We start from the raw sequence: 19,371 nt of genomic DNA, 5'->3' as shown, positions 1-19,371 counted from the left end.
CTGTAAACGATAGTGAGAAATGGAATACCCTCCTCCCCTGTGTTTTGCAACGCAAAATATAGGGGAGGTGACACGAAGTGGCGGAGGGGTTGGTTTTTATCAAAAGCTATTCAGCTACTTTTTTACCGTTCACCGAGGAGATAGGAATGTGTTTGTCGACAAGAAATACATCGCTGAAATTCATTTCCACCCCATGAATTTTCTACTGAATCATTAGATTGACCGTCGGCTCGATTTACGAATGACAAAGGTCGTTTCCAACATTGGAAACGACCTTTGTCTCTGTATGAGGAATCGTAATTTTATTTGAGGACTCCCAGATTTTTCCCGACTTTAATGAATGCCTTGATACAAGCGTCGAGTTCTTCCTTCTTGTGAGCGGCCGAAAGTTGTACCCGTATGCGGGCTTGGCCCTGCGGAACGACAGGATAATAGAACCCCGTTACATAAATGCCTTCGTCGAGCATTTGTGCGGCGAACGATTGTGATAGCTTGGCATCATACAGCATGACTGCACAAATGGCCGATTGGGTAGGCTTGATGTCGAAGCCTGCTGCGAGCATCTTGTCTCGAAAATAGGTGACATTCTCCATTAAGCGGGTATGGAGTTCGTCGCTTTCGTCGAGCATTTTGAATACTTCTATTCCTGCTCCTACTACGGCGGGAGGGAGCGAGTTGGAGAAAAGGTAGGGTCTCGACCGCTGACGCAGCATGTCGATAATCTCTTTGCGTCCGGTGGTGAATCCGCCGATAGCGCCTCCGAACGCTTTTCCCAATGTCCCGGTGTGAATGTCGATACGCCCGTACAGGTTGTACAGTTCGCTTACCCCTCGTCCTTTGGGACCTACGACTCCTGCCGAGTGACATTCGTCGACCATGACCAAAGCATTGTATTTTTCGGCCAAGTCGCAAATCTTGTCCATCGGAGCCACATTACCGTCCATCGAGAATACTCCGTCGGTGACGATGATACGGAATCGTTGAGCCTGTGCTTCCTGCAAGCACCGTTCGAGTTCTTCCATGTCGGCATTGGCGTAGCGATAGCGTTTGGCTTTGCAAAGGCGCACGCCGTCTATGATCGATGCATGGTTGAGCGCATCCGAGATGATGGCATCTTCTTCGGTGAACAAGGGTTCGAATACGCCTCCGTTGGCATCGAAACAAGCTGCATAGAGAATCGTGTCCTCGGTATGGAAATAGCGAGCAATCGCTTTTTCAAGCTCGCGGTGCAGGTCTTGCGCCCCGCAAATGAACCGTACCGACGACATGCCGAATCCGTGGGAATCCATCGCCTTTTTCGCGGCGGAAATGAGCCGGGGATTGTCGGATAGTCCGAGGTAATTGTTGGCACAGAAATTCAACACTTTTCCGCTACGTTCGGCAATTCGTATGGCAGAACTTTGCGGCGTGATAATCGTACGCTCTACTTTATACAGTCCGTTTGCTTTTATCTCGGCAAGCTGCTTTGCCAGATGATCTTTCATTTGTGTGAACATAGGCGTTTATTTAAGGAGTTTCTTTTTCAAGTGGTCGATCATGTCTACCGACATCGATTCGAGGTCGTAGTCGGGGTTCCAGTCCCATTCGGCACGGGCGCACGAATCGTCGAGCATATCGGGCCACGAATCGGCTATTTGTTGCCGCACGGGGTCGATACGGTATTCGGCTACGAAATCGGGATAGAATTTCTTGATTTCGTTGTAGATAATTTCGGGATCGAAGCTCATCGATGCGATGTTGAACGAGTTGCGGTGTTTCAGTCTGGACGGGTCGGCCTCCATCAGCATCACCATCGCTTTCAGGGCATCGGGCATGTACATCATATCCATGAATGTTCCCGCCTTGACCGGAATCTCGAACTTCTCGCCCTTGACGGCAGCGTAGTATATTTCTACGGCATAGTCGGTCGTACCGCCTCCCGGCAATGTCTCGTACGAAATGAGTCCCGGAAACCTTACCGACCGGGTATCTACTCCATAGCGATAGAAATAATAATCACTCAGCAATTCGCACGATACCTTGCTCACTCCGTAGATGGTACGCGGCCGTTGTATGGTTTCTTGCGGAGTCTTCATTTTGGGCGACGAGTCGCCGAATGCACCTATGGAACTGGGGGTAAAGAGCGAGCAACCTTTTTCTCTCGATATTTCGAGAAGGTTGAGTACTCCTCCTATCTGGATATTCCATGCCAATAACGGACGCTTTTCGGCTTGTGCCGATAATATGGCTGCTAAGTTGTATATCGAGTCGATTTTATATTTGTCGATGATGGCTGCGATTTGTTGGGCATTGGTTACATCGGCGATTTCCAAAGGGCCGCCGTTTTTCAACTCATCGCTTAGAGGCACGCCCTCGATATATCCCGCTACGACGTTGTCGTTGCCATACTCTTTGCGGAGTTTTGTCATTAATGCCGAACCGATTTGCCCGGTCGCTCCGATTACAAGAATTTTTTTCATTGTCTTTTTGTTTCCTTTTTAGATAATCGGGTTGATGTGTGTTTAATGGATTGTTAAGGTTGTTTTTGTTTCGGGGAAAGCTGTATATAGTGAACAAAATCTTGCGATTGAGCTCTACTACGACCGACCCTTCACATACTGTGCAAATATATATATTTTTTGCCCCGATTGTTATGGAGAAACGGTTTAATTTTTCACCTTTTTAAAGTTTTATTTTTTCAACGTATATATGGAACCTTTCAGTACTCCGTGAATTTCGACGAAATTCTGTTGCCGCAGATAGAGCAAATCTTTTTTTATCGTGTTGATGGACACGGGTTTGAGGGCTTGTGCGATGTCGCTTACTTTTACCGGGCCTTCATCTTCCATGAAAGACAATATCCGTTTTTGCCGGGTGTTCAGATAGACAGGCGGGTTGCCCGGTTCGGTAGAGTGTGACGTTATATTCTTGTTTCGTAGGGGAATATCCGTCGAATCGAGTGTGGGGGGCGTCTCGGTTAATGGGGCGGGGACGAGGTTTCGTATGGATTGAAGCCATATATCGCACAAGAATAGAATCCATGCCGAGATATCCTCGCGAGATGAGTAGCGATTTTGCTGACCCTCTTTCAAGGTTCCGTAATATTCTGTCCGACGTTTCTCGATGAGATTATCGATAGATTCGAATTTGGCCCATTCGTATCCGTTTTGCAGTAACAGCAAGGTGGAAAGAATGCGCGATAGTTCTCCTTTGCCTTCCCGGAACGGGTGTATGGAAATGAATTCGTAGGCAAAAGCTGCGATGATAACGAGTGCGTGATGTTCGTGTTTACTTAATTCGTCGTTGGTCCATTCGACCAAATCCCGTATTTCGTTATTGACCGATACCGCTTGGTTACGGCTGAATAGAGTGGGCGCTTTGTAGTCGAGGAAATTGACGACGCTGGGTTTGCCGGCCGGTTCATCGTTCGAATGTATTTTCCCGTTGGGAAACAGGGCCGCATGTATCGTGACGATAGTGTCTTCGAGAAGCGGATAGTTGTGAGGGTGAGTATAAAGTGCTTTCAGTACGGTATCGTATCCCGTAATCAGGCTCTGTTTTTTGTCATTGGTAGCTTTTTGTCTCGCTATTATCTTTTGGATTTGCAAAGCCGTGTAAGGTATGTTTTCGAGGGAGAGCGAAGCCGAAATAGTCGTTTCTATATTCTTTTGTATCGCTTCGGAGTCCGATTCTCCCGATTTTTGAATTCCCGTCCATCTTTTTGATAGAGTATCTATTTCATATAGAGTTTTTTGCAGGTTTTCTTTTTCTGGATTATTCAACTTGATTTTTTGAATGATATTCATAATATATCTATATTTTATGCAAATATAGTAGGATCGAGAGGAGAAAACAAGACTCAGTCGATAATTAGTGGAGATTGTCCTTTTATACCTCTACCCCCTCCATCAAAAATTATATAATCTTTTCAACCCCCTCGCCCTGTGGGCACTTCCCTATTGCTAACGCAGCTCCCCGTCAAATGTTGCGGAACACAGCTGGGGAGAAGAGATATGTCCGATATAAACCGACTGATGAGATGTTGTTTTGAACCCCTCTGTCACTTTGTAGCTAATGCAATACGGGGACGAGGGATAAATGCAATTTATCTTATTCGCTAAGATAATGCGGTAAAAGGGCGTTAACACTCCTCCCCTGTGTTTTGTTGGCAAACAAAATATAGGGTGAGGTGTCACGAAGTGACGGAGGGGTTAGTTCTACAAAAATACTATATGCCATATTTCCAACCCCTCTCATCGTCGCTACCGCTCCTCTGTTTCTCCCCTATATTTTGCTGTGCAAAACACAGGGGAGAAGTGTTAATACTTTCGATAACAGGAGCGAAGTGATGCATCTCCCTCTTCCCTTTGCCGTGCTCCATAGCATTACGGGGTGTTCCCGTAAGGGAATAGAGAGAAAGTGCCATTTGGGTGAAAGCGTTAACCCTTACAGTTAAGAATCTTATGAAATCTTTTCAACCTCTCCGAAGAGATTTGGAATGTGGTTACCGATAAGAAGTTCATCGCTAAATTCAGGTTTATCCCTCACGGATTTTTACTGAATCGAACCCAGATGAAAATTTCGTTTCTGCAATATAAAAGAAAAGCCGACCAACGATTGGCCGGCTTTTCGTATGGTGATAGAGTCTACATCTGAATATTCAAGTAGTCGGAAGTTTGCGTCACAGCGCATTTATCCTTTTTTTTTCTTGGACGAGTGTGAGTTTCTCTTTGTCTTGGAGGAAGAACGGTCTCGTCTGGACCGGCTTTCCGAATGGTCCCTTCGGGAATTCCCGTAACGTTTTTCGTTAGTTCTGCGTCCTCCTTCTTCTTTGCCTTTTCTTTTTCCTTTCGGTGCGCTGTAATCTTTATCGGTCGCCAACTCGGCATATATGCGATGTCCGTAGAATTCGTTGCCTTTCAATGCTCCGACGACTTTTGGAGCGCTGCTTTTTTCCACATCGAAAAGCGAGTAGGAAGACAGCAGGTCTATACGTCCTATGTTTACACGCCCCGGTACGAGGGAGTTGACCATTTCGATGAGGTTGGGCGGGAAAAATCCGTGAGCCTTTCCCAAGTTGATATATATACGTTCGAATCCGGCTTCGGCTGTGCGAATGTCTTTTTTACGTCCGTTACGTCCTTCCTTCGCAAAATTACCCTCTTTGGGTTTGCGAGTGTTTTCGTCGGGGATATCCAAATCAGGGGTGTCGCGGTAATAATCTATGAGCCGGTTAAATTCGAGCGATACGATTCGCTTGATGAGGTCTTGTTCGGTGAGCCACCCCAGTTTTCGGGAGATGTTCGGCAGGTATTTGGCGATCTCTTCTTCGTTTACCTTTACTTTTTCGATACGGTCGGCGAGGTTGAAGAGCTGTTTCTCGCAGATTTGTTCTCCGGTGGGAACCATTCCCCGTTCGAATTTTTTGCCGATAATCTTTTCGATAGCGCGCATTTTCCCTTTTTCACGGCTGTGCACGATGGCGACCGAAACACCCGATTTCCCGGCTCTGCCGGTACGTCCGCTGCGGTGTGTATAAGTCTCTATGTCGTCGGGCAATCCGTAGTTGATGACGTGGGTCAAGTCGGTAACGTCGAGTCCGCGGGCGGCAACGTCGGTGGCGACGAGCAATTGCAGGTTTCTCAATCTGAATTTTTGCATGACCGCATCCCTCTGGGTTTGTGACAACTCTCCGTGGAGGGAGTCGGCATTGTATCCGTCGGCGATAAGCTGGTCGGCGATTTCTTGTGTTTCCCGACGGGTACGGCAGAATATGATTCCGTATATACTTGGGTAATAGTCGGCGATTCTTTTGAGTGCCGGATATTTGTCTTTGGCATGTACCATGTAGTACACGTGTCGTACGTTTTCGGCTCCTTCGTTTCGGCTTCCTACGACCACCTCTTTCGGTTCGTGCATATAGGTACGCGCGATCTGCTCGATTTCTTTGGGCATGGTGGCCGAAAAGAGCAGCATTTTACGCTCTTGGGGTACTTTGGAAAGAATTGCGTTGATACTGTCGAGGAAACCCATGTTGAGCATTTCGTCGGCTTCGTCCATGATTACGGTCGAAACATGGTCGAGTTGTACCGTGCGACGTTCGATCAGGTCGACGAGCCGTCCCGGTGTGGCGACTATGATGTGTACGCCTTTTTTCAGTGTTTTTATTTGACTCTCGATACTCGAACCTCCATATACGGGCAATATACGCAATCCGCTGACATATTGCGAATAATCGGTCAGGTCGCTGGCTATTTGTAAACAAAGTTCCCGTGTGGGCGATAAAATGAGCGCTTGCGGTTTACACAGAGATAAATCGATGCGCTGGATAACGGGCAGACCGAACGCAGCAGTTTTTCCTGTGCCGGTTTGGGCCAGTGCTACTAAGTCGGTTTCTTCGTTAAGTAGATGAGGGATTACCTGCTCCTGCACGGGCATAGGATTCTCGTATCCCAACTCGGTGATCGCTTTCAGTATCTCGTCGCAGATACCTAATTCTTGAAATGTTTTCATTTATAATGTTGTAATTTTTTGCTTTATCGCATGGGCACAAGGCCTTTTTTCGTCCTCAATGGGGCTAAGGGGAGAGGGTGAATAAAAACTTGTCGTACGTTAAAGTTTTGTTTGTGCCGGCAAAGGTACGATAAAAATCGGAATATATTCGATTTGAGTACAATATACTGCTTGAAAAAACAGAATAATTTCGGATTGGTCGATATTAAGAAGCTGTTTTAAATTTATAGAGAAATAATATTATCATTGCAGGCAGGTATGTTCCGGCCATATTGAGCCCCTGTCTCGCATCTTGAATCCCTTGATTTTTGTCAATAGCCCGCTATTGACTGCATATCTCGAACTCCAATCTGCTTCAACATAGGCTCAATCTGTCTCGGAATAAATTTAAAACAGCTTCTTAGTGGTTTTTCTCCTTTTTAACCTCTCCCCCTGCCGTGTCCCGTAGTATTGCGGGGTGTTCCAGCAAGGAATATAGGGAGAGGGGGTTATATCTGGTATGAATAGATTGATGAGATGTTGTTTTCAACCCCTCCGTCACTACGTGCCACCTCCCCTATATTTTGCATAGCAAAACACAGAGGAGGAGTTTTAAAATATCTTCGATAGTGAAAATTGAAATACCCCGTAAAGCTATGGGGCACGGCAGGGAAAAGGCTAAAATGTGCTTCGAAGATTTCAGTATAGAGGAGATGAATTGAGTAATTCGGTGCTAACTATGAAGTGAAACGTTTCCGATTAGGTTGAACTTATCCAACTTTTGGGAATCGGTTCACTTGTAACCTTCTCCTCTGTGTGGCGTTAGCCATATAGGAGAGGTGGCACGTAGTGACGGAGGGATTAAATTTTTCAAGAATCTATTCGGTGGCTTTTTTAATCATTCACCAAGAAGACAGAAATGTACCTATCAACAAGAGATTTATCGCTAACATTCAAGTTTAATTCCTCTGATTTTCTACGGAACCATGTTTCCTGATTGTTCGTTGATGAAAAGGTATAACACAAACCGGGCCGATTTTTCGAATCGGCCCGGTTTCATATTGTGACTTATGTTTATATGCTTCTTGGAATTGTTCTTAAAGACCGTTCGAAGATCAGTGTAGCAGCAGATGCTTTAATTGCCTTTTCTTTTCGGGTGTAAGTCCTAATTCTTCTTCCAAGTAGTTATTGATAGACCCGTGCTGTTGACGGATATAATCGCGGGCATAGGATAGGAATCGGCTGTCGGCCGATTGTATCAACGATAGAGCTTCTTGTGTTTCGTCGCAACAGTTTTTAGGATCGAACGAGGTTCTTCGTTTGTCGAAATAACGGTTGGAGAGCAGATAGTCGTTCATGATAACGTCTTCGGGTATATCCAAAGCGCTGAGTAAAAGCGATACGGCGAATCCGGTATAGTCTTTTCCGTTTATACAGCTGAGAACGATGGGGTAATTATCTTCTACCAGCAACTGGTTGAACATTGATTTGAAGGCTCTTTTCGAACCGGAAACCATCGCGACGTATAAATCTTGCATGAACAGGTTGGCATCTCCTCGTCTCAGTTCCTCTTTTTCGAGTCGGGGTAATAAATTTTGTCTGTAATGAAGGGAGCCCGGCAGATTGATTACATTATCGAAGCCTAGTTCGGGACTCGTTTTGATGATGTCTTCGCTATCCCGAAAATCGATTAATGTTTTTATCCCCATGTTTTTTATCCGGTTGATGCTGTTTGCCGTCAAAGAGTTAAATTCGCCCGACCGGAAAATTTTCCCCCATCGTATTTGTTTGCCGTTTTTGGTTTCATATCCGCCTAAGTCCCGGAAGTTTTCGATATATTTCAATCGTTCGGCACGTGGCCCTACGATACGGTCGTATCGGTCGTTAAACCGAAGAAGAAAGTAATAACGATATGTTTGCAGACTATCCGGGACAACGGTGTAACCTGTCTGAATGCTTGCTGTTGCGACAGGTTCCTTTGCTGTATCGAAATGCTCGGGGTCGGTCGATCGGTAAACTTGAACTTCTCCTTCGATCCTCGGCGTGGTTTCCCATTTTAACAAGTAGTTGTTTTGCAAGTCGATTTCACACGCCACATCAATGTCTGGGCTGTGCGTAGAGCAAGCGCTCAATGCGAGGAGCAAAGAACAAAGTTGTAGGTAACGCATATCGTTCGGTGATGAAATTTTATTGCAAATATAAGACAATGCGATAGTTAGCCGTACCGGGGTTTGTTTTATTTTAGAATATTTATAGGGCGTTTGGATTACTCCGGGGTAATATAATTCGCGGCGAACTCCGGTGTTATGTAGTTGTCCATACTGCAACAGACGGTCGCGGCGAACTCCCTTCCGTATCGTACGATCGGTTCCCATTCTTCGGGAGTAAGACTGTATAGCTTATCGAGCGTAATGTCGTGTTTGAGCAGTCCGAACAGAACTCCTGCATTAAAAGAATCGCCTGCGCCGATCGTACTGACAGGTGTTACAGGGGTTGTCGCAAAATGTTTGTCGCCTTTTTCACAAAATAGTTTCACTCCTTTACTGCCTAACGTACAGATAAAGTTCGGGCAGTAGAATTTGATATGATCCGTATATATTTTTTGAGGGTCTGTGACGTGGAACAGATTGTTGAAATCATCTGCCGAACCTTTCACCAAGTCGGCGTATTCGAGATTTTCGAGTACCGATGGCATGAGTTTCACAGCTTCATGGGCATGGGCATCGCGAAAGTTAGGATCGTAATAGATGATTGCTTTTCTCTCTTTGGCAAATTCCACCAGCTCGCATACCTTTTTCCGAAGTGCTGGATTCAAGGCGAAATAAGACCCGAATATGATAATGTCGTCTTTTTCAATGCGAGGCCACACGAAGTTGAGTCTTTCTTCGGGAAACTGGTTGTAGAACATGTATCGAGCTTCGTTATTCTCGTCGAGGAAAGCCAGCGAGATGGGTGTTTTCCCTTCGCAAAAAATATCCAGATTCTCGGTACAAACGCCATTTTTTTTCATGAAGTCGATGATGATGTCACCGACCGTGTCTTTCCCGATTTCGCTGATGAATGTGGCCGGTACACCTAATCTCCCTAGCGAAATGAGCGTATTGAACGTGGAACCTCCTGGAACGGCGTGAGAGGGTTGGTTGTTCCTGAAAATAATGTCGAGAATAGTTTCTCCTATGCCTATGATTTTACGCATGTCCTCGTGGTTTATTTATTCTGACTTTGTTCTCTGGAACGGGTTCCCAAGTATCCTCCGTGGTGACGCAGGGCATATTGATGGGCGTCGAAATGAGTCGCCTCCATAGCGCCTACGACCAGAATATCGCCGATAACCGTCATAAGCGTGGTCGAGGTCGTCGGTGTCAGCCCGAGTGGGCATACTTCTCCCGGGGCTCCGGTAAAAAGGCATACGTCGGCACGTTGGGCGAGTTCGCTTCGGTTGTTCCCGGTAATGACGATGAATTTCAATTCGGGCATCAGGTTCGAAGCCAGTTGAAGAAGTTCGAGTATTTCGCGAGTTTTCCCCGAGTTGGAGATGACCAGCATCAAATCGTTTTTTTGCAATATGCCCAAATCCCCGTGTTGAGCTTCGCTGGGGTGAAGAAATACGGCAGGAGTCCCGGTCGAGCAAAATGTGGTAGCGATATTCATGGCTATTTGCCCGGCTTTTCCCATTCCGCTGGTAACGAGTTTCCCTCCCTTTCGATGTACCTGCTCGACGATAAGTTCGACGGCTTTTTCAAACTGGTCTGTGACCGGTATATCCAGAATGGCCTGAGCCTCTTTTTGTAGGATTTCCTCTATTTTTTCGGTAAAATTCATATCTGTTTTAGGCTTTATCTTGTACAAAAGTAATAAAACGCGACGAAAAAGCTCGGACTACGTGCTATATTTCGTTACTTTTTCCGAAGTTCTTTCCCTTCGAACCGGCAAAGCGCCTCTTTCCATTCGTCGCTGATAGGGGCGGCACGACCGGCCGTTATATCGAATCCCACCATGACTGTGTGGCAAACGCCCTTTATTTGCCCGGTTTCGGTATTGACAATTTGCTGTAACAATTTGAAACTGCGGTTTCCTATTTCGACCGTACAGGTTTGCACGGCGATGGGTTCACCCGGGTAGATGGGCGATAGGAAATCGGCATTGACGTTGGCGACAACGACATCGGCTTTCTTCCAGTCGATATTCTGGGCTTTCACGGTCTCGAAATAACGGGCTTTCCCCAAGTCGTAGAAAGAGAAATATACCGAGTTGTTTACATGCCCCAGCAGGTCTATGTCGTTGAAGCGGAGTTGAAGCGGAAGCGTGTGTCGAAATGCAGGAGATGTCGTTTCCATTGTCTGTTTTTTTTATCTTTATCTGAAAATAATGTTGTCGATAACCCGATGTCCGAATTCTGCGTTGATACGGGTTAGAAGTTCGTTTCGCAACATCGTCAGTTCGTTGCGAAGAACGGCAGATGATAGACGCACATAGAGCGTTCGGTTGTGTACATACATCGATTGCGTATAGGAGTTTACCGTCTCTCCGGCAATTCGGGGCCACAAGCGCATGACTTGCGTTTCGTCGAGTTTCTGCCCGAAATTTTTTTCCGAGATGAATTGGGAGATAATGTCGCCGATAGGAAGTGCATCTTGTTTTTTCATGGCGTTTTTCCCTCCAAGATTTTAACTTCTCCCCGATCGACGGAGAAAATGTTGTATTGCGACCCGATGAAATGTATGATTTCGTCCAAATACTTCCGGTTTGTGTCGGTAATGAATATTTGCCCGAAATGATCCGACGAAACCAATTTCACGATTTGTTTTACGCGCTCGGCATCGAGCTTGTCGAAAATATCGTCGAGCAACAAGATAGGCGTGGTATCGCCTTGTTCCCGCAAAAAATCGTATTGGGCCAGTTTCAAGGCGATCAGGTAAGTCTTGCATTGTCCTTGCGAGCCTATGCGTTTCATGGGATACTCGCCCAGCATCATGTCCATGTCGTCCCGATGTATGCCTCGGGAAGTATATCCCAGTATTAGGTCTTTGTGGCGGTTGGCTTTCAGTTGCGGCAGCAGTGCGCCCTCGGAAAGATGGGATTTGTAAATGAGATCGGCCGATTCGTTTTGCGATGAAATTTCGTTGTAAAACCGCCGGAATACGGGAATAAACGATTGCAGAAAACGGTCGCGGCTGTTGTGAATTTGTGCGGCTGTCGAGTCCATTTGCTCTTCCCAAATGTCATATAGCATCTCTTCGGAACACTCCTGTCTCAACAGAGCATTGCGTTGTTCCAACGCTTTGTTGTACCGTATGAGCGTGCTTAAATATTGTTTGTCGAATTGGCTGATAACCAAGTCTATGAACTTTCTTCGCTCTTCGCTTCCGCCTAAAATCAATTCGTTGTCCGACGGAGCGGCCATGACTAAGGGGGCAAACCCGATATGATCCGACAACCGGTCATATTCTTTTTTGTTCCGTTTAAACGCTTTTTTCTGTCGGCGTTTGATACCGCAATACAGTTCTTCTTCGTTTCCGTTACGCTCGTAATAACCTTGTACGACAAAAAAGTCTTCTCCGTGTCTGATGTTCTGCGAATCGGGATTGCGGGTATAACTCTTACAAAACGAAAGGTAATAGATAGCATCCAACAGATTGCTTTTTCCCATGCCGTTATTGCCTAAAAAACAATTGATGTTGGGCGAAAAACTCAGGTCCGCTTGGGCAATGTTTTTGAAATTGACTATGGATAGCCGGGAAAGAATCATGTCGGGTTATCTTTTATTTCTACAAACATACGCAAACTTTTTTATTTTTTGCGAATAATGTTCGATGGAAATGGAATGAAAAAGTCGTGGGAGTAGGGGAAATCATGCGCATAATTGGGTCTATTAGAGCTCCTCGTACAAAAAAATGAAGATGAAATTTTATTTATAAAAAGAAATAAATTACTTTTGTCACTCGATTCTGTATAATAGGAATTGTGTAGAGGATAAAAAATAATTAAAAGACAAGAAAAATATGGCAGAAAAAGAAAAAGACGAGCTTGAAAAAATGAATGAGGCTCTCTCTATGTCGGAACAGTTTGTTGAAAAGTATCAGAAACCCCTCTTGCTCGGATTGCTGGTCGTAGTGGTGATTGTCGGAGCTATATTGGGAGTACGTCATTTCTATCTGTTGCCCCGTGAGGATAAAGCTCAGGCTGCGATGTATCAGGCTGTTATGGCTTTTGAAAACGATTCTATCGATTTGGCGATTAACGGTAATGAAAAATTCGACGGTTTGTTGACGATTGTCGACCAATACGGTTCGACAGCTGCCGGTAATTTGGCAAATGCCTATTTGGGATTGGCTTATTATGAAAAAGGGGAATACGAAACGGCACAGAAATATCTTTCTGCATTCAGTGCGGACGAGACCGTGTTGTCTCCTGCCGTGACTGCCGCTATCGGGAACTGTCTGGTAGATATGGAAAAATATGCCGAGAGTGCCAAGTATTTCGAGAAAGCCGCTAAGGAATCCGACAATGCGGTTTTCAGTCCCATCTATTTGAAAAAGGCTGCCGCGGCTTATGAGAAAGTGGGTAACAACGAAGCTGCCGTGAAACTCTATCAGGAGATTAAGGACAAATATCCTACCTCCAACGATGCTCGTGGAATAGAACGTTACATCGAGCGTGCCCAAAACAAGTAATTAAGAAATTCAATCATATCGGTAAGGCCGTCTCTCATTTCGAAAGGCGGCCTTATTTCAAAAAGAGAAACCGAATATATGGCAACTGCTTATCACAATTTATCGTCTTATGACGCCGATACTATGCCCGATGCTTCGGGCATGAAAGTGGCTATCGCCGCTGCCGAATGGAATGCCGAGATTACCGATGCTCTATTGAAAGGAGCTGTCGATACCCTGCTCCGTAACGGGGTAAAGGAGGAGAATATCTATGTGGCCCGTGTGCCGGGAACTGTCGAGCTGACTTTTGCCTCGCAGCAGATGGCCGAGTTTTACCAGCCCGATGCCGTGATTGCCATCGGCTGTGTCGTGCGGGGGGATACGCCTCATTTCGACTATGTTTGTCAAAGTGTCACGCAAGGTATTACACACCTCAATACCCTGTTCGGGATACCTTTCATCTTCGGGGTGTTGACGACCGATACCATGCAACAGGCAAAAGATAGGGCCGGAGGAAAATTGGGCAATAAAGGCGACGAAGCGGCGGTGACGGCAATAAAAATGCACGATTTCGTTTGTAAATTAAAATAAGAGTGCTATCTTTGCACTCGCTTTAAGGGCAAATACCAGAGTGGCCAAATGGGGCAGACTGTAAATCTGCTGGCTTACGCCTTCGGTGGTTCGAATCCATCTTTGCCCACAAAAAAATTGCGGAAGTAGCTCAGTTGATAGAGCATCAGCCTTCCAAGCTGAGGGTCGCGAGTTTGAGCCTCGTCTTCCGCTCTATAAAGAGAGGGTACATCGTTTCGATGTACCCTCTCTTTTTTATTTCTTTTCTGTCGATTAAAATATCGGCTATGCAGCAAGCCTGAACTATTCTCCACCTCCCTTGCCGTGCCCCGTAGCATTGCGGGGTGTTTTGCTATGCAAAATATAGGGGAGGTGTCACGCAGTGACGGAGGGGTTGAAAACCGTGGTAAGCGGAGCATATTGGGCAGCAACCACTCCCCTGCCGTGTCCCGTAGCATTACGGAGTACTTTGTGTAACTTCACGTAAAGAAATGGAAATAGATGACAAGCGTTATAAATATATATACGATCCAAGCGATAACGGTGTAGAAGAACTCCCAGTTGGCATACGGTTCGTTGTGAGCTCTGCACCAACGTCGATGGGAGATTAGCCCCCACAGCGGTATGGCAAACAAGGCTATCGACAGCCCGATGAGCCACTTGATGCCTACAACGAAACAAAGCCCCGCAAGCCATGTTTCCATGAACGCGATTAGCTCGATGTATTTCAAGCGGATAACCGATTTGCTTTTCTTTTTCATGATGCGGCAACTAAATTATGAACAGTCCAATAAGTAAATATACACCAATAAAGCAGATAAAGAATCCACCACGGCACAAATAAATATTCGTCTTTTTTCTTGCACCGAAAGGGATAATAGACCAATTGGCCGAACAGTATCACACAGGCTGCCAGTCCTACCCATGCTACTGCTGTACCCAAATCGCTCATGAGCATCAAGATGAAACAAATAGAGATATTAGTTTCCACTTGTTTTTCGTATTTATTTAATTCGAACATATGTTGCTGATATGAACTCTTGTTAATAGTAATTTTAGTCGATAGCTTATGAATGGCCTTAGTGTCTATTCGGTTAATCCTAAACAGCCCATGCTAAGGATAAATATCCTCCGATATTCTTATAATATATTGAATGCTTTCGGCTGTTTGTTTTCATGGTTTTATGGTTTATAGATTAACGTTTGCAAGATAAATAAAAAAATAAATTTTGCAATATTTTAACCGGTTTTTCTATTTTGTTTTTGTATCATCATGCCATAAATGAGTGTGTGACTTGTTTTTACTTTGTCGAAAAAACAATGGAAACACAAGAACAAAAAATGGTGGAACAGCTGTCGATGCGCCGTATGGAGATTGAGATGTTGAGGTGTGAAGTATTGTTCCGGTACTACGAACGGTTGCTCGGTTTAGATGTGATAAACGATCGTGACGAAGTGAAGAGTGTCATGACTTGTATCAACACGCTCGAACGCTATGCCCGCAAATATGAAAAGAAGTTCGAGGAGTTGTTTGCGAATCAAAAAGAGGCTATGCCCGAAGTTGCTGTGTCGGAGTCGGACTCTCCGAAAGAGGCGAATCGGGTGGCGGACATCGATATGGACAGGGAGGAGTGCGAATTGCCGGATATAGAAGACCGTGAGCAGTCGCAAGTCCCGCTTGTCGCACCTGCTTCTCTTTTGCGAAACAATCAGGAGTGTTCAGACCTTTCGACGATAAATCATGTTTCGCATCGGGCGGTCGATCCCATTGTCAAGCTGAAAAAACAATCTTCTAAAAAAGTTCGTCGAAAGAGATAGCCACCAAAGACATCGATAGGCTATCGTGAATGCCGTTTGAAAAACAAGAGACTCTCGGTGGGCGATTAAACGAGCTTTTTTCTTCTTTTCACTTCGGCTTTTAATTTGTTCAGCCATTTGTCGTAGGTCGATTCCTTCAAAAGCATGGTATGGGAGGTTTGCTTTTGATTGACTTCGTTTTTGCGGGTAACGGTCAGTTCGTTCCGGTAAAGAGAGAGCTTTACCTCCGTACGTTTGTCGGAAAGCGGTAGAATGAGGAATACGGCTTCGGTCGATTCCCTTTCGGTAGCTGTACCGAAGGTTTTTAAATTCCTTTCTACATCGTCCCGCTCGATGTGTCGTGTACCTCGTATGATTCCGCTCTCTTTGTCGGCTTGCACGATAGTGAACTGCTCGGCTTGTAGAAGCGATAAGGTCGAATAAAATACCATGTCGTGGTTTTCGTCGAAATATTCCGATGTAATTCGGGTAACATCGTCGGAAGATAGTTCTTTGAATAAACTGCAAGAGGAGAGAAACAGGAGCGAAACGAGTAAAGACAGTTTGGGTAATCGACTCATAAAATGTTTATTTATAAATATATCCCGGAAGTCATTCCGGGATATATTCGGCAATTTTAGTATTGTTTGATGGCTTTCTCAAAGTTAGCGTTTTTATCCAAAGGAATTAAGCTGAATCCGTAAGAAATTTTTCCGGGAGCTAAATTGATTTGGTATTCCTCATGAGGCTGAGCGCCCCAAGAATCGTCTCCGCCGAGTCCCATCATACGGTAATCGATGAATAGGTCGACCAGTTCGGCCGGCTTGGGATCGCAGTTGTGACGTTGCCCGGGATTTTCGGGACGCTGACGACCGTCGTCACGATGGTCTCCGCTATCGAACGATTCGAGGGGATAGTTCGAAACATTGAATTCCAACAAGCTGTCGGTGACGATTAGCAAAGCGTTCTTTTTGCCTGTAAGAGCAAACCAGCTCACATCGGTGCGATGGTTATTTTCTTGCGGACGTACATACGGCTCGTAAAGGTCGGCTATGTTGGCTTCGTATCGCCCGATAAAACAACTGGTACGGCGGTCTATGTAGTTTTCCCACGGTCCTCGGCCATAGTATTCCAACCGGGTGAATGAGTCGGGTAACTGCATACGCAATCCTACGCGGGGAATCATGGGCGCTTGGGGATCGGATACCTCGAACGTGTTGTCTACTTTGATAACCCCGTTACCGAATATCGTATAGGAGATTTCCCATTCCGACCGGGTTTGCGGGTAAAGGTATCGGCAAACGACACGAACGTTATCGTTCTCTTTTTTATCGATGGAGAATGAACGGGCGACAGGGGGCTGTTGGGAGGCTTCTTTCCATTTACCCAATAGCTTGGGTGAGTTATAGCCGTAGTCGTTGTCTAACGGAGCTCTCCAAAAAGCGGGGCGGAGTCCGAATCCGTCGAGGATATATTCGGTTCCTTTATACCGGTACGAGGTGATCAAGCCGCTGTTTTTGTCGAATGTAACGCTGAAATTCTTGCCGGAGAAAATCGTCTCGTCACCATTATCGGTTTGTGAGACGACTCCTTGATCGGGTTTTGCAACTGGCTTGACGGCCGGTTTGACCGAGATTTGTTCGCGTGCTACGACATAACCTTGCGGAAGGAAAGGTTCCGCTTTTTTCTGTCTGGCCTCGAATTCGATTTGATAGTCTACGGTTTCTTTATCCATATTCGGCAGCCCGTTCAATGTAACCGTACATTTCTGACGCGGACGCAACGAGACGGTGAATTTCCCGGTTTTCAATACTTTCCCATTCCCTTTTACCGCATAAGCGAAATCGTATTTGTCGAGGTCTGTGAAGAAAAATTCGTTTTGAACTTCGATCGTTCCTTTCGTTCGGTCGAAGTTTTTGAATTTGATATTTTGATAAACCTTGCCCATTTCAATGGTCTGTGGTTTTATTTTCCGGTCGGGATATACGATACCATTGATGCAGAAATCTCCATCGGAGGGAGTTCCGGTATCTCCGTAATCACCGCCGTAAGCCCAGAATTTTTCGCCTTTTTCATTTGTCTTTTCGAGTCCTTGATCTACCCAGTCCCATATACAGCCGCCTTGAAGAAGATCGTATTTTTCGATGATATCCCAATAATCTTGGAAGTTTCCCAAACTGTTCCCCATAGCGTGGGCATATTCACAGAGGATAAGAGGCCGATGCGATTTGGGGTTAAGAGCATATGCTTCGATTCCTTTCGGGGAAATATACATGGGGCAAACGATATCCGTATTCCATTCATGTTCGGCACGTTCGTATTGAACCGGACGAGACGGATCCCGTTGTTTCAGCCACAAATAAGTTTCATAAAAACAGTAACCGTTCCCCGCCTCGTTCCCCAGAGACCATGTGATGATAGACGGGTGGTTTTTATCCCGTTCTACCATGTCTTTAAGACGGTCTAAATGAGCTGGTAAATAGAGAGGATTGTTACCGAGACTTCCTCCGGTTTGTAAGCTATATCCCATACCATGAGACTCTATGTTGGCTTCGTCGATGACATAGAATCCGTATTCGTCGCATAGTTCATAAAATCTTTTTTGTTGAGGATAGTGACAAGTACGAACCGTATTTACATTGTATTTTTTCCAAAGCTCGAAATCTTTGAGCATGGTTTCTTCGGTTATGTAATGACCGGTAAGCGGGTCGTGCTCGTGTACGTTAACCCCCTTTACAAGGATAGGTTGCCCGTTGACTAACAGTTGTTTGTTCTTGATTTCGACGGTGCGGAACCCTATACGGGAAGGAATGCATTCTTCGATTTTCCCTGTTTCATCGGCAGTCGAAATAAGTAGTGTGTATAGATTCGGAGTCTCGGCGGTCCATGCTTTTACGTCGTTTATCGTTTCTGCAAAAGAGACGGATTGTGAACTGTTCTTGTCGAGTTTTATCGCTTTTTCCCCGTGGGCTACGGTTTGTTCGGCGTGGTCGATGAGTCGATACGAAACGGAAATGGAACGCGCCTTAACCTCGTCGTTTTGTACTTTTACATCGAGTTTGAATACCCCGTTCTTGAATGATGAGTCGAGAGGTGTTTGTACTTCGAAATCAGCGATTCGGCTTTGCGGCTGGGCATAGAGATATACGTCTCTTTCAAATCCGGTCAGCCTCCAAAAGTCCTGTCCCTCGAAATAATTGGCATCGGAGAATCTGTGCATTTGTACGGCTAAGGTATTTTCCCCGGGTTTTACGACAGGAGTTATATCGAATTGTACCGGAACTTTCCCTGCTTTCGACATACCTATGAATTCACCGTTCAGATAGAAGTAAGCAGCACCTTTTACCGCATCGGCGCTTAGAAAGATTCTTTTTCCTTTCCAGTTTGCGGGGAGGGCAAAATCCCGGCGGTATGTACCGGTCGGGTTCCACGCTTCGGGAACCATAGGAGGATTGGGCTCTTGGAGATATTTGTCGAATCCCGGAGATACGAATTCATACCCTACGTTTACGTAGATGGGGTCGCCGAATCCTTGCAGCTCCCAGTTTCCGGGGACTTTTATCTCTTTCCAATCGGCGGTGTTAAAATCGGGCTCCATGAAATTCATGGGTCTTTCTTTGAATTTTTCGGTATAATGGAATTTCCATATCCCGTTCAAAGGTAGGTAGAAACTTCCGTTCGCCTTGTCCTTGTTCAAAGCCGATGTCTCGTCGATGTAAGAGGTGAAACTGGCGTGAGGCGGCAGCTTGTTGATACTGAGTAATTGCGGGTCGGTAATTTCGGCAAATCGATTTTCTTGCTGTTGTCCGAAGATAGGTGCGGATAACAGGCAAGCGGCCGATAGAAATAGCACAATGTTCTTCATGTCGTTTATCGTTTT

18 protein-coding genes and 2 tRNA genes are annotated in these 19,371 nt (G+C 45.6%); 6 read left to right on the top strand and 14 right to left on the bottom strand.

Annotation, left to right across the window (positions count from 1 at the left end; all coding sequences use genetic code 11):
* Positions 1-302: 302 nt before the first annotated feature.
* From kbl to QVD32_RS06705, 3 genes are all read right to left on the bottom strand, one after another.
* Positions 303-1,496: a glycine C-acetyltransferase gene (gene kbl / locus QVD32_RS06715; RefSeq protein ID WP_021891093.1), complete on the bottom strand. Its 1,194-nt coding sequence runs from the start codon at positions 1,494-1,496 to the stop codon at positions 303-305.
* A 6-nt stretch (positions 1,497-1,502) separates the two neighbouring features.
* Positions 1,503-2,459: an NAD-dependent epimerase/dehydratase family protein gene (locus QVD32_RS06710; protein WP_021891094.1), complete on the bottom strand. Its 957-nt coding sequence runs from the start codon at positions 2,457-2,459 to the stop codon at positions 1,503-1,505.
* A gap of 210 nt (positions 2,460-2,669) precedes the next feature.
* Positions 2,670-3,785, bottom strand: coding sequence for a Fic family protein (locus QVD32_RS06705; protein WP_021891095.1), 1,116 nt, complete (start codon positions 3,783-3,785; stop codon positions 2,670-2,672).
* A 694-nt stretch (positions 3,786-4,479) separates the two neighbouring features.
* Between QVD32_RS06705 and QVD32_RS06700 the strand changes: the two genes are divergently transcribed.
* Positions 4,480-4,635: a hypothetical protein gene (locus tag QVD32_RS06700; RefSeq protein WP_195241927.1), complete on the top strand. Its 156-nt coding sequence runs from the start codon at positions 4,480-4,482 to the stop codon at positions 4,633-4,635.
* A 36-nt stretch (positions 4,636-4,671) separates the two neighbouring features.
* Here QVD32_RS06700 and QVD32_RS06695 read toward each other — a convergent pair whose 3' ends face one another.
* From QVD32_RS06695 to recF, 7 genes are all read right to left on the bottom strand, one after another.
* Positions 4,672-6,492 (bottom strand): DEAD/DEAH box helicase, encoded by a 1,821-nt coding sequence (locus tag QVD32_RS06695; protein WP_118687039.1) that lies wholly within the window; start codon positions 6,490-6,492, stop codon positions 4,672-4,674.
* Between the two features lie 1,094 nt (positions 6,493-7,586).
* Positions 7,587-8,846, bottom strand: coding sequence for a tyrosine-protein phosphatase (locus QVD32_RS06690; protein ID WP_118687040.1), 1,260 nt, complete (start codon positions 8,844-8,846; stop codon positions 7,587-7,589).
* Complete coding sequence (locus QVD32_RS06685; RefSeq protein ID WP_021891657.1) at positions 8,738-9,667, bottom strand: carbohydrate kinase family protein; 930 nt, start codon at positions 9,665-9,667, stop codon at positions 8,738-8,740. The genes QVD32_RS06690 and QVD32_RS06685 overlap by 109 nt, the downstream gene beginning before the upstream one ends.
* An 11-nt stretch (positions 9,668-9,678) precedes the next feature.
* The gene (locus tag QVD32_RS06680) at positions 9,679-10,293 is read right to left on the bottom strand and encodes an SIS domain-containing protein (RefSeq protein ID WP_021891656.1); all 615 of its coding nucleotides are present in this window, start codon (positions 10,291-10,293) and stop codon (positions 9,679-9,681) included.
* Between the two features lie 74 nt (positions 10,294-10,367).
* Positions 10,368-10,808: an acyl-CoA thioesterase gene (locus QVD32_RS06675; protein WP_008863120.1), complete on the bottom strand. Its 441-nt coding sequence runs from the start codon at positions 10,806-10,808 to the stop codon at positions 10,368-10,370.
* Between the two features lie 18 nt (positions 10,809-10,826).
* Positions 10,827-11,117 carry a DciA family protein gene (locus QVD32_RS06670; RefSeq protein ID WP_021891655.1) on the bottom strand — a complete coding sequence of 97 codons (291 nt, stop codon included), beginning with the start codon at positions 11,115-11,117 and terminating at the stop codon, positions 10,827-10,829.
* Complete coding sequence (recF, locus tag QVD32_RS06665; protein WP_021891654.1) at positions 11,114-12,220, bottom strand: DNA replication/repair protein RecF; 1,107 nt, start codon at positions 12,218-12,220, stop codon at positions 11,114-11,116. Before recF ends, QVD32_RS06670 begins: the two co-directional genes overlap by 4 nt.
* Positions 12,221-12,473: 253 nt before the next feature.
* On the opposite strand from recF, the gene QVD32_RS06660 reads away from it, so the two are divergent.
* The 4 genes from QVD32_RS06660 (at position 12,474) to QVD32_RS06645 (ending at position 13,907) form a co-directional block, all read left to right on the top strand.
* A complete protein-coding gene (locus tag QVD32_RS06660; protein WP_021891653.1) occupies positions 12,474-13,145 on the top strand; it encodes a tetratricopeptide repeat protein in 672 nt (223 codons plus the stop codon).
* Between the two features lie 78 nt (positions 13,146-13,223).
* Positions 13,224-13,715, top strand: coding sequence for a 6,7-dimethyl-8-ribityllumazine synthase (ribH, locus tag QVD32_RS06655; RefSeq protein WP_008863124.1), 492 nt, complete (start codon positions 13,224-13,226; stop codon positions 13,713-13,715).
* A 26-nt stretch (positions 13,716-13,741) separates the two neighbouring features.
* Positions 13,742-13,824: transfer RNA gene (locus tag QVD32_RS06650), tRNA-Tyr, on the top strand.
* 10 nt (positions 13,825-13,834) lie between these two features.
* A tRNA-Gly gene (locus QVD32_RS06645) sits at positions 13,835-13,907 on the top strand.
* Between the two features lie 266 nt (positions 13,908-14,173).
* Here the strand turns inward: QVD32_RS06645 and QVD32_RS06640 are convergent.
* Both QVD32_RS06640 and QVD32_RS06635 read right to left on the bottom strand, forming a co-directional pair.
* Positions 14,174-14,455 (bottom strand): hypothetical protein, encoded by a 282-nt coding sequence (locus QVD32_RS06640; RefSeq protein WP_021890891.1) that lies wholly within the window; start codon positions 14,453-14,455, stop codon positions 14,174-14,176.
* Entirely contained in the window at positions 14,452-14,715 is a 264-nt protein-coding gene (locus QVD32_RS06635; protein WP_021890890.1) for a hypothetical protein, read from the bottom strand. Before QVD32_RS06635 ends, QVD32_RS06640 begins: the two co-directional genes overlap by 4 nt.
* A gap of 299 nt (positions 14,716-15,014) precedes the next feature.
* Here QVD32_RS06635 and QVD32_RS06630 point away from each other — a divergent pair, with 299 nt between their 5' ends.
* Positions 15,015-15,512: a hypothetical protein gene (locus QVD32_RS06630; protein ID WP_118687041.1), complete on the top strand. Its 498-nt coding sequence runs from the start codon at positions 15,015-15,017 to the stop codon at positions 15,510-15,512.
* A gap of 65 nt (positions 15,513-15,577) precedes the next feature.
* Here QVD32_RS06630 and QVD32_RS06625 read toward each other — a convergent pair whose 3' ends face one another.
* Entirely contained in the window at positions 15,578-16,072 is a 495-nt protein-coding gene (locus QVD32_RS06625) for a hypothetical protein (RefSeq protein WP_021890888.1), read from the bottom strand.
* 56 nt (positions 16,073-16,128) lie between these two features.
* Entirely contained in the window at positions 16,129-19,356 is a 3,228-nt protein-coding gene (gene lacZ, locus QVD32_RS06620) for a beta-galactosidase, LacZ type (RefSeq protein ID WP_021890887.1), read from the bottom strand.
* Between the last annotated feature and the right edge of the window lie 15 nt (positions 19,357-19,371).

This window comes from Barnesiella sp. (assembly GCF_022723415.1).
In the GTDB taxonomy this organism is placed as follows: domain Bacteria; phylum Bacteroidota; class Bacteroidia; order Bacteroidales; family Barnesiellaceae; genus Barnesiella; species Barnesiella intestinihominis.
The sequence above is the reverse complement of the archived record's forward strand: the minus strand, read 5'-3'. Positions and strand labels throughout refer to the sequence as shown.